Genomic DNA, 15,780 nt, shown 5'->3' on the forward strand with positions numbered 1-15,780 from the left:
GTCAGGAAATATGAATGGGTGAAAGAGGATTTACTCTAAAACCTGGCGCGAAATTGGCATTGTTTTTAGTGTCTTATACGCCTTTGTTTTTGATCATGTGCGTTACGCAGTTATATGAATACCGTGATTACTTTTCATGGGGTGGGTTAAACTATACATCTCTTGTTAATTATTTTCGCTATTTCGGTGCGGTCACGGCATTGTTTGTTATGTCTGCTTTTGGCTTGGTGGGGCTCTTCTTTTTATTGTCTAACATGCGTCGAAGAGCAAGCTCTAATGGGAAATTAGTCAAGGTTGTTGATATAGAAAATAAAAATAGCGAGTCGATATCATATCTTTTTACATACATAATTCCTTTCGTATTCCAAGACCTATCCAGTGTAACCAATGTATTTGCAGTTGGCGTGCTTCTTGTTGTCACCTATCTAATATACTCGAACTCATCAATGATCCTTATCAACCCGACTTTGAGTATGACTTACTCATTGTATCACGTTGAGTACGAGGATATGTCAAATAACAGAATACGGAAGGGGATGATTATTTCAAAAAATAAATTTTTAGAAGAGGATGACGAGATAAAAATACAGAGCATGGGTCATAAGCTTTATTACGCTGTCTAGGGAGGTGGAAGTGATTGTTAACGAGAAGCTTACTAAAGCAAGAACGATTTTGGAAAATAAACCTATATCGCTAAACTTGTTTTTTGTTACTAGAGAAGTCAAAGATGGGATATCTAAGTCTGCTAAAGTGGTAGATAAGTACTGCTTTAAAGCTTGGAGTGTTGATGCATCTCCAGACCTGGACGAGTTTTTCCTTAAAAACCTTTCAAAGCAGCTTGATAGAGTGGTGGAATCCGAAGGCTACGAGCTAGAGCCTTATGAAGTTATTTCTGACGATCTGCCTAACAAGCTTTATACTTATGCGTTGAATAACGCGCTATCATTTTCCGAGGTCGTCACTGATCAAATAATTCCGGGCTCTTCTCGCTCCATTACGTCACTTGCTAGTGTTAAAAACAATCTTTGGGCTTACAGCTTGAAAATAACAAGCCCGAGAGGTTGTTTTTTAATGTTCAGGAAGTTGTCAAAAGGTAAAGTGGTAACAGATCAAGATCAAACGATGAAAGAAAAGATTTCTTCCTACTTTGATTCTTCCACTGCAGAACTAAAAGCCTCGCTCCAAGAAAGTATAACTTTCGACGATGAGCTGGATTGTATTTTTATCGACAACGAGTTTTTTGTTTTTAGAAAGTCTGGGTTTGAAAACATTGTTGGGCTTGAAGAGGATTTTAACGAGGCGGCCAACGATGTAATCGATATTGTTGAGGCTACTGATCTTATTGACGGAGTTGAGCATATTAAGGCATCACTTAAAGAAAGTAGGTCTCTACTAAAAACCCTCTCTAATATAGCAAAAAAAGGGCATCATCATAATCTTAATCATGAAGAGATCAAAAAAATGAAAGAGGTGCTTCATAGATTTGAAGGAAAGGAGCTAAAGTCTACGCGCGAGGGTAGGCTTTTACTTGAAGACAAAAATGATGTTGGTTATTTCATAAAGCTTCTAAATGATTATTATAAACAGGGCCTGGTCTCCGGTGATGTCTATGGAACTCATGGTGGGCGATTGCTACCATCCGGTGAATAATATAAATATATATGGAGATTTTCTCTTATGTAATGTAACAACCCCATCCATCCAGCAAGGAGGCTAAATGCAACTCGACCAACTTCAGCAGGGGCTCCAAAACGCCTTCTTCACGGACGGCCACCGTTTGGTCTTCTGGTACGACCCGCCCGGCCACTTTGCTGATGCACTGGATGAGCTAACGCTGGAGGGCATTCAGATCCTCAACATGGCCGGGCAGTCCACCTTCGGCGTGAAGCTACGCCTGGAGCTGGATGAGTCCGAGCCCCCGACTCTGCTCTACTTCCCCTACGCAGAACCGGCACCGGAAGATGACTGGCTGCTGGACATAAAGCTCTACTCGGGGCGCTTCTACGCCGATCAGCTCTCGATGACCTTCAATGAGCTGGGCCTCACGCGGCATGCGCTGCGCGAGCACCTGGCCCAGCGGCAGGCGTTCCTGGGCAACCGCAAGCGTGTTGAAACGCTCAAGCGCCTGGTCACGCCGGAGATGGACGAGGATGGCCTGGATCTAGCCATGTGCGCCGCCGTGGTGGGTGCCCCCGCTAGCGATATTACTACGTTGCTGTTCCACCTCGGTGATGAGGCGGTGGCAGAAGAGACAGGGCTGGAGGGCAATCCCTCCTCGCTGGAGGAGATGACCAAGTACGCCCTGGTGCCGAGCCTGGTGCGGGCACTTCAGCTGGAGGTGGGGTACCCCGCCAGTCAGGCGGAGCTCAGCGGCGAGGCGGCGCTGCCGTTCGGCCAGCTGATGCTGCGGCTGCTTACCACCGGCTACTGCGAGAGCATCTCTGAGATCCCCGACTGGGCGCAGAGCCATGCCATCGCCTCGGTGAATGCCCGGGCCACCTCCCGGGCGCTGCTCTCCCGCTGGCGGGACAGCTCGCGCTTCTACCCGGCCTTCGATGTGATCTCCGGTTGGGTGGCCGAGGCGCTGCGTATCGAGGACAAGATCCGCGACGTGCCATTGGAGCGGCTGGCCAACGTGGCGACCTTCGAGGTGGTCGAGAAGCAGATCATCGTCGACCTGTGCTTGTCCATCCCCCAGGCCGATGTGCGCGACCTAGAGATGTTCCGCGGCATCATCGCCGAACGCCTGGACGGCTACTGGGCCTCACGGCACAAGAACGACGAGCGCCGGGCGCGCTACCGTCAGCTCTACGACGCCCTGAGCGCCGCCATTGATCTCTTTGCCCTGCGGCAGCAGCATCTCAACGGCTTCCACTACGAAAGCGTCGAGGCGCTCTACCACGCCTACAGCACCGAGCTCTACCGCTTCGATACCGCCTATCGCCACTATGCCGTGGCCTCCGACAGCACCGGCGTGGAACTGCTCAAGAAGCTCGATGAGGCGGTGGAGCGCTGCTACGACGAGTGGTTCCTGGGCCAGCTCACCCGCAACTGGAGCGAGCGAATCGACGCCGAGGGGCGCCTGCACGACTGGAAGCTGCCACGCATCCCCAACCAGCAGCACTTCTTCCGCGATGTGGTACGCCCGCACCTGGACGCTCACCGCAACAAGCGCCTGGTGGTGATCATCAGCGATGCCTTCCGCTATGAGGCCGCCGAGGAGCTGCGCGAGCGCATCAACGCCAAGCGCTACAGCGAGGCCACCCTGGGCAGTCAGCTCGGTGTGGTGCCCAGTTACACCACCCTGGGCATGGCCTCGCTGCTGCCGCATCGCGAGCTTACCTACCAGCCCGGCAGCGACAGCGTGCTGGTGGATGGCAAGTCCAGCCAGGGCACCGAGAACCGCAGCCAGCGCCTCAGCGCCGCCGTGAGCGGCCAGGCCATGGCCGTGACCGCCGAGGAGGTGAGGGGCTGGTCCCGCGAGCAGGGCCGCGAGGCGATCAAGGGGATGCAGCTGGTCTACGTCTACCACAACGTGGTGGATGCCCGGGGGGATACCGCCAGCACCGAGAGCGAGACCTTCGCCGCGGTGGAGGACGCCATCGAGGAGCTCGATACGCTCACCCGCAAGATCCTCATGCACCTCAACACCAGTACCGTGCTGGTCACCGCCGATCATGGCTTTCTGTTCCAACGCAGCAAGCTGGACGCCACTGACCGCACCAGCCTGACAGAGAAGCCGGCCGGCGCCTTCAAAAGCAAGAAGCGCTATGTGCTCGGGACGAGCCTGCCCGACAACCCCAGCGTATGGCACGGCCATACCCGCGAGACCGCCGCCACCACCTGCGATACCGAGTTCTGGATTCCCAAGGGCGCGCACCGCTTCCACTTCGTTGGCGGCGCTCGCTTCGTGCATGGCGGCATCATGCCCCAGGAGATCGTCGTGCCGGTGCTCACCGTCAAGCAGCTGCGCGGCGAGAAGGTCGAGAAGCGCACCCGCCGCAAGGTAGACGTGATCTCGCCCAAGGCCTCGCTGAAGATGGTCAACAATATCCAGCGCTTCGAGCTGCTGCAGACCGAGGCGGTCAGCGAGCAGCTCAAGCCCATCACCCTGGCCGTGGCCATCTACGAGGGCACCGAGGCGGTCTCAAGCGAGGAGACAGTGACCTTCGACAGCACGAGCGACAACATCAGCGATCGCATGAAGTCCGTGCGCCTGTCGCTGTCGGGGACCGACTTCGACCGCAAGCGCGACTACTTCCTGGTGCTGCGCGACAAGGACCTGCAGACCGAGCTTGAGCGCTACCGAGTGGTCATCGACCTGGCGTTCACCGATGATTTCTTCTGAGGTTGTCAATTGACAACCGGCGGCGAATGCCTAAGCTACTGGCAGGAGACACGATGACCCGCCCACGACACAGCAAGAAGGAAGTTGAGGCGGCGCTGGTCCACGCCGAGGCGCAGGGCTGGCGGGTTGAGCTCGCTTCGGGGCATGCCTGGGGCCGGCTGTATTGCCCACACAACGACAGTGAGTGCCGCTGCGGTGAGTTCTGCATCGTCAGCGTGTGGAGCACACCGAAGAACCCCGCCAATCATGCCCGACAGCTGCGCCGCGTGGTCGACAACTGCACGGGTGGCACATCCTCCGAGGAGGACGAGACATGACGACCTACGATTTTACCCTCAAGTTTGCGGTGCCCGGTGACCTCGGCATGGAGGCGCTGGAGTCCCGTCTGTTCGAGGCGGGCTGTGACGATGCCTTGATCGGCATTGGACTGAAGGGGCGCTTGGCCCTGGAGTTTTCCCGCGAGGCGGTGTCGGCTCAGCAGGCGATTACCAGCGCCATGTCGGATGTGAAGCGCGCCATTCCCGAGGCCCGCCTGATCGAGGTGGGGCCTGACCTGGTCGGCGTCACGGATATCGCCGAGCTACTGGCTTTCACCCGCCAGAACATGCGCAAGCTACTGCAAACGCACCTGGCGACCTTTCCGTTGCCGCTGCATGAGGGGCGTGCCTCGCTGTGGCACCTGGCCGAGGTGCTGGACTGGTTTCAGACCCATCAGCGCAGGAAGATCGACGACGCCCTGCATGAGGTGGCGCAGACCAGCATGCAGGCCAATGTGGCACGTGAAAGCCGCCGGGTGCCGGCGGAACACATCCGCCACTTCGATGATGCCCTGGTGTCATAAATGACCAATCCGATGGAACCCGCTCGAATGGAAGCGCTCCCCAACGTCGGCTCTGACGAGCCTGCCGACCTCGACACCCTGCTCAACACCCACTTCGCCGGTCGGGTGGTGCGCAAGGACCTGACCCAGCGGGTCAAGGAAGGCGCCAACGTACCGGTCTACGTGCTGGAGTACCTGCTCGGCATGTACTGCGCCTCCGATGATCAGGAGGTGATCGACGAGGGCCTGAAGAACGTCAAGACGATCCTCACCGACAACTACGTGCGCCCCGACGAGGCCGAGAAGGTGAAGTCGCTGGTCCGCGAGCGCGGCAGCTTCAAGGTCATCGACCGGGTGACCGTGCGCCTCAACGAGAAGCAGGACTGCTACGAGGCGGCGTTCAGCAACCTGGGGATCAAGGATGCCGAGATCTCCGCGGGCATCGTCAAGGAGCACGAGAAGCTGCTGGTGGGCGGGATCTGGGTGATCGCCACTCTGAGCTACTACCACGAGGAGGGCCAGCGCGGCTCGCCCTTTGGGGTCAGCCAGCTCAAGCCGATCCAGATGGCCCACATGAACATGGAGGAGCTGTTCGAGGGGCGCCGCGGCTTCACCACCGACCAGTGGCGTGAGGTGCTGATCCGCTCCATCGGCATGGAGCCCGCCGAGCTCGACGCCGAGGTGCAGTGGCACCTGCTGGCCCGGATGATCCCCTTCGTCGAGAACAACTACAACGTCTGCGAGCTGGGTCCCCGCGGCACCGGCAAGAGCCATATCTACAAGGAGTGCTCGCCCAACAGCATCCTGGTCTCCGGCGGCCAGACCACCGTGGCCAACCTGTTCTACAACATGAGCTCGCGGCGCATCGGCCTGGTCGGCATGTGGGACCTGGTGGCCTTCGATGAGGTGGCCGGCATCTCGTTCAAGGACAAGGACGGCGTGCAGATCATGAAGGACTACATGGCCTCCGGCTCATTCGCCCGCGGGCGCGAGCAGATGGAAGCCTCCGCCTCCATGGTGTTCGTCGGCAACATCAACCAGAGCGTCGAGTCGCTGGTGAAGACCAGCCACCTGCTGACGCCGTTCCCCGACGCCATGATCGACGCCGCTTTCTTCGACCGCTTCCACGCCTACATCCCGGGCTGGGAGATTCCCAAGATGCGGCCGTCGTTCTTCACCCAGCGCTACGGCTTCATTGTCGACTACCTGGCCGAGTTCTTCCGCGAGATGCGCAAGCGCAGCTTCGCCGACGCCATCGACCAGCACTTCCGCCTGGGTGATAACCTCAACCAGCGCGACGTCATCGCCGTGCGCAAGACCGTCTCTGGGCTGCTGAAGCTGCTTTACCCCCATGGTGAGTACGATAAAGAAGCCGTGCGCCAGAGCCTGGAGTATGCCCTGCAGGTGCGCCGCCGGGTGAAGGAGCAGCTCAAGAAGATCGGCGGCATGGAGTTCTACGACGTCCACTTCAGCTACATCGACAAGGAGACGCTGGAGGAGCACTTCGTCGCGGTGAAGGAGCAGGGCGGCGGCGGGCTGATCCCCGAGGGCCTCGGCAAGCCCGGCGTGGTGCATACCATCGGCCTCAGCGACAAGGGCATGCCCGGGGTCTACCGCATCGAGCTCCAGGTCACCGCCGGTAGCGGCAAGCTCGCTATGTCGGGGCTGTGGAACTCCACTGCGGCCAAGGAGCAGGTCAAGATGGCCTTTGACTACTTCAAGGCCAACGCCAGCCGCATCAGTGGCTCCAGTAAGGTGCTGGAGCATGATTTCCACCTGCACGTGGTCGACCTGCAGAACACCGGCGTGCTGCGCGACCTCGCCCTGGCCAGCCTGGTGGCCTTCGCCTCAGGAATGCTGGGCAGACCCACCCAGAGCCAGATGGTGGTGCTGGGCGACATGAGCCTGGGTGGCAGTCTCAAGCCCGTGGAGAGCCTCGCCGAGTGCCTACAGGTGGCCTTCGACGCCGGCGGCAAGCGCGTGACCCTGCCCATGAGCAGCGCCATGGATATCCCCACCATCCCCGCCGAGCTGTTCACCAAGTTCCAGACCAGCTTCTATGCCGAGCCGGTGGACGGCGTGGTGAAGGCGCTGGGGGTGGAGTAGCCCTTTATCGATAACGATTCTGGAGAGAGCCTCGTGAGCACCGAACCCGAACTGATCCAGGGCCCCCTCAGCCAGGCCATCACACGCGACGGCCATACCCTGCGGGTCGATATCTACCGCCTGGAAGACGAGACCGACTGGCTCCTGGAAGTCGTCAACGAGGACGGCACTTCCCAAGTCTGGGACGACCGCTTTGCCACCGACCAGGCCGCCCTGGACGCGGTATACGAAGCGATCGACGAAGAAGGCGTCGCTGCCTTCCTGGACTGACGCCAGTACCCGAAAGAGAGCAATGATAGACCGCGGTGGCCATGGGCTACCCTGATATCCGAAGCCTCAGCTGGGTAGCCTCCCCATGACACAGCCCGCAGATCCTCCCACAGACCCGCTAGCACGGATCTTTGCCTACAGGGCCATCGACCTCCGTGACCGCTTCCCCCAGCCTCTGGAGAGCTTCCGCGAGGCACTGGAATGCCTGCAGAGTGACCGCTCTTACATGGCCGCCATGAGCGGCGAGATCATCGCCTACCTGAGCGGTGGCTACTCCTTGACCATCCCTGATGAGTTTTTCATCCGCCGCAGCGGCGAGATCGACGCCACTCTGGCACCGCCGGAGGAAAACGACGCGGTGTGCGCGAAGGTGCAGGCCTGGCTGCGGGAAATGCTCACGCGACCTGATGTCGACACCACCAAGGGTGTTCCCGCGGAAGAGCGGCCTTACTCCCTCGATCAGCTACTGGCACAGTGCGATCCTCAGGCTCCACACCCTGAAGAGCTACAAGCCTGGCAGGACATGCCAGATGTTGGACGCGAAATCCTTGAGGCGCCTACCGAGACAGATATCTGGCAAGCCGCCGAGCGACTATTTGAAAGTCGAGACGGTGCCGAGCGCTGGATGACGAGTCCAGCAATTGCTCTCGGAGGTCACACACCGGTAGATGTTATGGTTGAAGATCCTCAGCTAGTTTACGACCTTATCATGCGACTGGAGTATGGGGTCTATACATGAAGGAAAGACCGCTATCGAGCCGAAGCGGTCATGCCGGAAAAGGCAGAGGACAAGTTCATTGGGGATATGTAGCATGCACGATGATCGGGTTTATGCGGGCAAGCTATAACTTAATATCAAGAAGTTCAAATAGGTTGAGAGTTGGTCGAACGCACAGCAATCAAAATATTGAATGCGCATGCGCGTTAAAGTGGAATATCAAGCGTGCTATATAATGTAACTTTAAATCATAAAGACATTGTGGCTCGGCTTGCTTGGTTTAGGGGTAAAGAGTTTCTGGCATGTCATAAAGAAGGGGGATTTATGCTTAAAATTACAGGGCTCAACAAGCTACAGAAAGAACTAAAAGAAGCAGAGCAAGCATTGAGTGAACTGGATGGCGAGTTGGGCGTCGTTAACTTTGACCCTGACGATCCTGCCAGTATTGAAGCTGCCATCCAGTCAGTTATGCGAGTTATTGATAGCCGAATTGAACCGTACGCTGATAACCCTATTGTCGGATCGCTCGCCGACCAAATGAAAGAAAGCTATAGAGAAAACATTCTCCAGAAAGCCGCTGAGGCCAGATTGCAGTCTGACGAGGATGAATGATGGCTCACGATATTTTCGGAGAAATTAACAACGCTGTGCTAGATTTACAGAACTCGCAGTTACAGACGTACGAACGACCGTTGAAGAAGTTGGCTCAATTGTTGCGGCATCCTGACCTTGAGCCTTACAACAATGAGCTGACGAAAGACGTTGATCTCAATGCTTTTATTGCGGAAAGTGAAAAAAATGGCGGCAGCATGGTTGGCAGTGCCAAACTTGCCTGGCCAGATGACCCCGAAAAAACTATGGGGCTAACGTTGCTTTTGATCGAGAAGTTGGCCAGCGAACCTAGTTACGCTACCAACTTCGGTAATCATTTCTTCTATTCTGGGAAGAAAACCATTGCCGGCATTCATTCGCTTACTGGCCAGCTAATCATTCCCTTCGTTCGTGATTATAAGAACTATGTCCAATCGAAGGGGAGTACTGAAACTGTGTTGATGCCACCATTTTCCCGTAAGGTATTTATTGTTCACGGCCATGACGATGGTGCGCGCGAAACAGTGGCTCGCTTTCTAGAACGCATTGGTTTGGAGGCTATCATTCTGCATGAACAAGCCAATCAAGGACGAACCATTATCGAAAAAGTTGTTGCAAACAGCGATGTTGGGTTTGCGGTAGTTCTTCTCACGCCGGATGATGAGGGCTGCGCAAAGGGAGGTAAACCCGAACCACGGGCGCGGCAAAATGTATTGTTGGAACTGGGCTACTTCATAGGTCGCTTGGGCCGAGACAAAGTATGCGCACTAAAGCGCGGTACGTTGGAAATTCCAAGTGATTTCGCGGGTGTCGTCTGGGAAACGATGGACAGCAATGGTGGCTGGAAGCAGTCACTTGCGCGCGAACTCGAAGCGGCTGGTCATAGTATAGATTGGAACAAGGTCATGCGCACTTGAGATGCGATGCGCCACGATCGAAGGGCCGCTATAGCGGTTATGCCTGCATAGAGACAGTATTCACCTGACCGCTCAGCTTCGCCTCGTGCCGGGTGAACTCTACCGTTATATAAGAATACACTGAAGGGCTGCTTTTGGCCGGTTCGTGAATTTAAGGAAAATTTTATGAAGTGGCTTTTGATAAATATGACCCAAAACGGTTGGTGCGATAATTCAATAATGGTGCATTTTAGCTATGAGATGACTGTTAGTGAGGAATCGTTATGAATAATAAGCTTAAGCTGGATGAGGTCTATATATCAGAAGCTCGCCGCATATTTGAGGCAAAAAAAGAAGCTAAAATTATTCACAATAGCGGAGATATTGTCTCCTCAGGTGATCAGACGGAGAGAGCGGTAAGACGTTTTATTGGAAATAGGCTGCCGACCCGCTTCAGAACAACTCATGGCCATGTTGTTGACTACTGCGGGAGAGCTAGTCCTCAGTTTGATATTATAATTTCAGAAAGTTTGTCATCAAAGTCACTATTTGAGGCTGCCGATGGTACTGAGTACATTCCCTATGAGTCGGTATACGCGATCGGAGAAATTAAATCTTCATTCGACAAGTCAAAGAAGCCGATAGAATCGTTTTCCAAGTCGATAGAGAAACTCAAGACACATCTAAGTCGACAAAAGCATGTTAAGCACAAGATTCTAACATTTCTGGTTTTTGTTACCACTGAACATATGGATTATGACTATTTGGAGGCAACTACCAAATCGATTGATCGGCCTCATTACCCAAGCTTTATGTGCTTCTTGGATCGTGGGTCATTCACTTATACGAGAATGTCAAAATCACCGCAGGGGTCTATCATTCCTTTGCAGTATTTCTTGTCCGATTCAGATATAGCTCCTGCTGATGAAAAACATATGTGGTCAATAATACATTGGGGAGATTCCGACAACCGCTCAGGAGTTAACTTGATGTTTCTTCATTTGTCAATTGTTCAACACTTGCAAACCTGCCCAGCAGGGATTCCTAATTTGACAGCGTACATGATAGGTGCAATGTCTCATGAAAGTGGTATCGCTTTTCAATGATCAGTTGACAAACTGGCAGTGGCCTCGGTATCTGCTGTAAGCTTTATATGAGCACGCGCTCAATGGTCGCTCTTGGCCGAATGAAGAATGCCAGTCTATGCTAATTGAATATAGACAGCTATTGGCTGAAATAAATGAATAAAAAATTATTTATTATAGATACAGCCGTTTTCAGGGTCTATCTTCGCCCTTGTTTTTCCAGCATTTGCAAAAAGGGTCATGAATGGAAATATGGTCGACATTGATAATTGCAGCTGCGACAATAATAGCAGCAGTATGGTTACGGCCGGTGCTACGGTATCGAATACTCCATGACGCGATTAATAACCAATTGGAGTCTCGTAGGCATCACAATGCAGAGATCCAAGCTTATGCAAAAGATGTTATGCGATCGCTTGATCAAACTGCTAATAATGAAAATCTCATCAGGCCGGCTTCTGTAAGTGATTATGAAAACTCAATAAAGATAGTTGAGGGGGCGCTTGATCGTGCTATTGGTTGCAATGAAGCAGTAGTAACATATTCTGTCCTTTTTGAGAGAACACTAACTCCCCTAAGAAAAATAAATGGCCTTGAAAATAATTCAAATTTATTTCTTTCGGATCTTCACTACTATTTATCATGCGGTGCTGCTAAGCTTGAGAACTCTGCATCAAACTATCTTGATATTCCAGATAAAATAAAAACAGAAAAATTCAATCCAATTCGACACCGCCTTCGTGGATTTGTTACGGAGTCAAACATTAAGCAAGTTCCTGGCTTGAGTCGAAGCTTAGATATTTCACCGCTGTCACCTTACGTTGTAAGTTTTTATGCAGATATTGTTTTAAGGGCGTTTCGGGACAACCCCGAATTATACCGATCTTTTTTTCAAATAATCGGAGATAATGCTCTTATGGGGGTGATTTTATATCAGCAGGGCTTCTATTACCCCCTTAATATCCACCTCCCAGAGATTCCTTTTTTTGGCAAGAATCCCGGTGTTCTAATCGGCTTTAAGCTGCAGGTGCGTCACGATGAATATGGAGAACAACAGGAGGTTGTTCTCTATTATTCACATCTTAACTCTTCGATAGAGTTCATGGAAGGGTGTGTTGCGGAAGAGAGTTTTTTAAATTCGTTTTCCGATTTGGATATTTGCCCCCGGTTTGATTTTAAAGATCATGTTCGAGCGGTGCGGTACCTGACAGACGAAGTTGTGGCGATCTACGTTAACCAGACGGCTGGGAAGGACGCATTTACTCTATGTAGGCCTTGCTTAGAGGACTGGCTTATTGTGAAAGCAAATCGTTGGTGGCTCAAAGAAAAAGCTTTGATTTGGCTGAGAAGAAATATTAAAAAAAGCTCCTTTCTTTCAAAAATTTTAAATTTCTCTATATGACAAAGGATGCCTTTTGTGTATTTTATATAAATTCTAAAGCCTATTTCATAATAGTTCATCACGAAAAATTATGTATCACGCCAGAAGCAGAATCACTTAATTTCCGCTCTTGGCCGACAGCTGACGCTCGCAAGTGATCAGTTTTTCAAAAATGACCTTAATTACTCCAAAATAAATTATTAACTGGAGGTTGTATATGGAGAAAGTGGTGATTGTTACCGGGGGTGGGCGCGGTATCGGCGCTGCAACAGCACTTTTATGTGCAAACCAGGGGTATGCTGTATGCGTCAACTATAAGAACAATAAGGAGGCAGCCGATGCGGTTGTTGAACGTATCAGATCAGAAGGTGGGCATGCCATCGCTGTTGCGGCGGATGTTTCGTTAGAGTCTGGTGTCAGAGAACTATTCGAAACTGTAGATGATAAGCTTGGCAAGATATCGGCGCTGGTCAATAATGCGGGTATTCTTGAAAGGCAGATAAGAGTCGAGGATATTGATGCGGAGCGGCTTCGGCGGATTTTGTCGGCAAATGTGGTCGGCCCTTTCCTGTGCGCAAGAGAGGCGGTGAGACGCATGTCTAAAAATCGTGGCGGTCAGGGCGGCGCGATCGTCAATGTTTCGTCTGCCGCTTCAAGACTTGGCTCGGCTGGAGAGTATGTCGACTACGCTGCATCAAAGGGGGCAATTGACACGCTTACAATAGGTCTGTCTCAAGAGGTGGCAGGAGAGGGGATTCGCGTTAATGCTGTTAGACCTGCATTTATATATACTGATATGCATTCTGATGGTGGCGAGCCAGGTCGAGTAGATCGCATAAAAACGTCATTGCCAATGAAGAGAGGTGGATGTCCAGAGGAAGTGGCGAATGCTATCGTTTGGCTGTTGTCTGAGAAAGCTTCATATGCAACAGGCACATTTATTGATTTGGCGGGTGGAAAATAGTTTTTGAACGATAGCGAGCGATCGGAAGGCGAGTCTGGAGATGGTGGAGCGACCGCTTCTGGCCGGTAGCTGATCTTGAGGCTACCCTGATAGGTCAGCCACTGACGACTCAAAGCCGACATGGTTATAGGGGCACCAGTCACGACCCCGTTTGTCTGGGAAATGCAACATACGCGATGCTACATTACCAATCTAGGCTTAACACGCTTTTTCAATGAGATAAGAGATGGCAGAGCGAGTGGAAAAAATATTTTTGAAAGCGCGTGCACGCTCAAGTCGAATATCGAGCATGCGGGACCTTAAAGGTATTGACAATTTCATGCTGTTTCCCAATAATTTGAGAAGGCATAGGTAGCCTCCCTGCTGCGTTGGGAAATACCAAATTTACCTTCCAGTATTTACTTTGAAGCCAAGCAAGCAGCATGCTAACTATGATTAACATAGGGCTGTCGGAGTAAAAAATGTTTGCATACAAAGAGTGCTTAGATAGTCTCAAATATCTAGCAAAGGTATCCATTTTCAATGACAAGTCTCATTGCCAGAAGCTTGACCTCTGTAGCCAAGAATTCGGCTTCAATAACTACCATCATTTAAAAAATACTTTACATAAATTACCTGAAGATCGATTTGGTAAAGTTTCTCTAAAATTAATGCGAAAATATTGCCAAGCTGCAAAGCCCAGCTTGAATGAAGATTATGTTGAGTTTTATGCTTTTCAAGGTATAGAAGCTGTTCAAGTTGCGTTCTATAGCCAATGGGTCGGATGGGACAAGCTAGGGAGAGAAGTTAGAGAGCCGCGTCCATATTGTGGCAAAAGGAGCATTGATGGCCTGAGAGAGCTGTTTGAAACCCCTGTCTATGTGGTGGAAAATGACAAACAACTTATAAGCTGGCTGCATGACTGGTATGGTACTGCATTAATACCTGAAAAATTGGCGAAGAAATATTTCTCAGAAAAATTTGACAGAAGAAGGCTTGTCTGCGATGAAGTGAACATGGGTCTGGTTAGAGCGTGTGCGGAAGATCACAGCAATAATGTCGCTACATAGTCAATTGCATAACAAAACTAGTCAGAGGTGGAGGGGTTGCCCGCGCCTCTGCTGGTGGCGTTGTAAGTTAGTATAATCCAATGGCCGATTCTGGCCGAATGCAGCCCTGCCAACCATATTACTGGACGGAAGGGCTACACCCTTGTTTTTCACCAGCCATCCCTTAACGGTATCTGCACCGTACTCCTATAAGTTACACAGTCTTTTCCAAAACATAACCCATAGCTTTGTTATGGAAAATTATTCCGCATAATGCTTAAAGCATTTCCAGCTGCAGCAGGCGAGGTGCCATTGTGTCGGTTAACCGGGAGCGGGGCTTCCGGTCGCTTTAGGTGATCCGGAAGAAGAAGCGGCTAAAATTAACAAAAATGAGAACTATTCTTGACGAATGCCAGGTCACACAGCTCACCTTCAAAAAGTTAAGTTTTCCAGCCAAATTGGGCCCAAAAGCGGCAAAGCTAACCAAAGATGTTGGCTTTGAGTAAAGGTAGGAGGGGGAGCGGACTACTGGGTAGTCTGGAAAGCCTGTTGTTCCGGGGGCTATCCATCCTTCCATAGAAATTTAACGAAAAGAGAATGGCGCAGAGGGCCATATTGCGCCATGGAGTTCCACTTGGTTGGGGGGTTGGCTGACCTCGGGATGATAGAGCCCGCAACGGGCAAAGGCCAGCCAGTGGGGTGGGCTACTCCTCTTCGTCCACCGCCCAGTCGTCCTCGATGGCACGCCTCAGGCGGCGCTCCTCGAGCAGTGCCTCGACGCGGCGGCGGGCGCGCAGGGTCTCGGCACGGCTGGTGGCGCGGGGACGCACGTAGTCGTCGTCGTTCACCGCGTCGGTGAGTTCCTGATCGTCGTCGTATCCGGGATCGAGAAGGGGTTCACGGCCCATGTGGCAATCCTCCCATGGCCAGGGCCCGGAAGTTGCCGGGCCATCACACGATCGCTTCTCGTCCGCCGGTCACGTCACACATGCGAACCTGAAGCGCCCAGGCAGCAAGCTGGCTGCCTGGGCGCTATATATCTGCCTTGGGTGTGCAGTGCAAGCCCTTGAGGCCGGTTTTTTTCGCGGCGCCGCCGCGGGGCTCACTCCAGGCCGTGCTCGGCCTTGAGCCGCGCCAGCTCCTGCTGGGCCTCGACCCGCTCGGTGACGTCCTTCTGCACCCCGATGTAGTAGGTGAGGTTGTCGTCGTCATCATGCACCGGGGTGATGGAGAGCTCGTTCCAGAACAGGGTGCCGTCCTTGCGGTAGTTGCGCAGCACGGTGCGGCAGGGGCGCCCCTCGGCCAGTGCCTTGCGCAGGGTGTCGAGCCCCTCCTGGTCGCGGTCGTCGTTCTGCAGGAAGCGACAGTCCTGGTAGAGGATCTCGTCGGCGCTGTAGCCGGTCAGGCGCTCGAAGCCCTTGTTCACGTAGATCAGGATGTTCTCGTCGCCCTCCTGCTCGGCGACCACGATGCCGTCCTCCGAGGCGTCGACGATGCGCTCGAGCAGGTCGGGACTGATCAGGGGAGATCGTTTCATGCTGGGCGTTCCTGTCGCGGATCCTGTCCTGGCCGC

Annotated in this window: 16 protein-coding genes; 14 read left to right on the top strand and 2 right to left on the bottom strand. The window is 52.9% G+C overall.

What is annotated here, in order from left to right; all coding sequences use genetic code 11:
- Positions 1–14: 14 nt before the first annotated feature.
- The 14 genes from BLP95_RS01600 (at position 15) to BLP95_RS16615 (ending at position 14,228) form a co-directional block, all read left to right on the top strand.
- Positions 15–623, top strand: a complete 609-nt coding sequence (locus BLP95_RS01600) for a hypothetical protein (RefSeq protein ID WP_089676474.1) — start codon at positions 15–17, stop codon at positions 621–623.
- Between the two features lie 10 nt (positions 624–633).
- Positions 634–1,650: a Kiwa anti-phage protein KwaB-like domain-containing protein gene (locus BLP95_RS01605; protein WP_176760207.1), complete on the top strand. Its 1,017-nt coding sequence runs from the start codon at positions 634–636 to the stop codon at positions 1,648–1,650.
- Positions 1,651–1,717: 67 nt separating this feature from the next.
- The gene (gene pglZ, locus BLP95_RS01610) at positions 1,718–4,348 is read left to right on the top strand and encodes a BREX-1 system phosphatase PglZ type A (RefSeq protein ID WP_089676478.1); all 2,631 of its coding nucleotides are present in this window, start codon (positions 1,718–1,720) and stop codon (positions 4,346–4,348) included.
- Between the two features lie 53 nt (positions 4,349–4,401).
- On the top strand, positions 4,402–4,665 hold the full coding sequence (locus BLP95_RS01615) for a hypothetical protein (RefSeq protein WP_089676480.1): 264 nt from the start codon (positions 4,402–4,404) through the stop codon (positions 4,663–4,665).
- A complete protein-coding gene (locus tag BLP95_RS01620; protein ID WP_089676483.1) occupies positions 4,662–5,189 on the top strand; it encodes a helix-turn-helix transcriptional regulator in 528 nt (175 codons plus the stop codon). Before BLP95_RS01615 ends, BLP95_RS01620 begins: the two co-directional genes overlap by 4 nt.
- 27 nt (positions 5,190–5,216) lie before the next feature.
- Entirely contained in the window at positions 5,217–7,274 is a 2,058-nt protein-coding gene (brxL, locus tag BLP95_RS01625; protein WP_089676486.1) for a protease Lon-related BREX system protein BrxL, read from the top strand.
- A 33-nt stretch (positions 7,275–7,307) separates the two neighbouring features.
- On the top strand, positions 7,308–7,544 hold the full coding sequence (locus BLP95_RS01630) for a hypothetical protein (RefSeq protein ID WP_089676488.1): 237 nt from the start codon (positions 7,308–7,310) through the stop codon (positions 7,542–7,544).
- A gap of 85 nt (positions 7,545–7,629) precedes the next feature.
- Positions 7,630–8,283: an antitoxin Xre/MbcA/ParS toxin-binding domain-containing protein gene (locus BLP95_RS16810; protein ID WP_176760208.1), complete on the top strand. Its 654-nt coding sequence runs from the start codon at positions 7,630–7,632 to the stop codon at positions 8,281–8,283.
- A 204-nt stretch (positions 8,284–8,487) separates the two neighbouring features.
- Positions 8,488–8,874: a hypothetical protein gene (locus BLP95_RS01640; RefSeq protein WP_245678656.1), complete on the top strand. Its 387-nt coding sequence runs from the start codon at positions 8,488–8,490 to the stop codon at positions 8,872–8,874.
- A complete protein-coding gene (locus BLP95_RS01645) occupies positions 8,871–9,770 on the top strand; it encodes a TIR domain-containing protein (RefSeq protein WP_245678657.1) in 900 nt (299 codons plus the stop codon). Before BLP95_RS01640 ends, BLP95_RS01645 begins: the two co-directional genes overlap by 4 nt.
- Positions 9,771–10,033: 263 nt before the next feature.
- On the top strand, positions 10,034–10,855 hold the full coding sequence (locus BLP95_RS16605) for a DUF6602 domain-containing protein (protein ID WP_143004390.1): 822 nt from the start codon (positions 10,034–10,036) through the stop codon (positions 10,853–10,855).
- Positions 10,856–11,078: 223 nt separating this feature from the next.
- Positions 11,079–12,236: a hypothetical protein gene (locus BLP95_RS16610; RefSeq protein WP_143004391.1), complete on the top strand. Its 1,158-nt coding sequence runs from the start codon at positions 11,079–11,081 to the stop codon at positions 12,234–12,236.
- A gap of 196 nt (positions 12,237–12,432) precedes the next feature.
- On the top strand, positions 12,433–13,179 hold the full coding sequence (locus tag BLP95_RS01650; protein WP_089676496.1) for an SDR family oxidoreductase: 747 nt from the start codon (positions 12,433–12,435) through the stop codon (positions 13,177–13,179).
- A 461-nt stretch (positions 13,180–13,640) separates the two neighbouring features.
- Positions 13,641–14,228: a hypothetical protein gene (locus tag BLP95_RS16615; protein ID WP_143004392.1), complete on the top strand. Its 588-nt coding sequence runs from the start codon at positions 13,641–13,643 to the stop codon at positions 14,226–14,228.
- 683 nt (positions 14,229–14,911) lie between these two features.
- On the opposite strand, the gene BLP95_RS01655 is transcribed toward BLP95_RS16615, so the two are convergent.
- Both BLP95_RS01655 and BLP95_RS01660 read right to left on the bottom strand, forming a co-directional pair.
- On the bottom strand, positions 14,912–15,115 hold the full coding sequence (locus tag BLP95_RS01655; RefSeq protein WP_089676497.1) for a PA3496 family putative envelope integrity protein: 204 nt from the start codon (positions 15,113–15,115) through the stop codon (positions 14,912–14,914).
- A gap of 194 nt (positions 15,116–15,309) precedes the next feature.
- The gene (locus BLP95_RS01660) at positions 15,310–15,744 is read right to left on the bottom strand and encodes a PAS domain-containing protein (RefSeq protein WP_089676499.1); all 435 of its coding nucleotides are present in this window, start codon (positions 15,742–15,744) and stop codon (positions 15,310–15,312) included.
- Positions 15,745–15,780 lie beyond the last annotated feature (36 nt).

This window comes from Halomonas shengliensis (assembly GCF_900104135.1).
In the GTDB taxonomy this organism is placed as follows: Bacteria; Pseudomonadota; Gammaproteobacteria; order Pseudomonadales; family Halomonadaceae; genus Halomonas; species Halomonas shengliensis.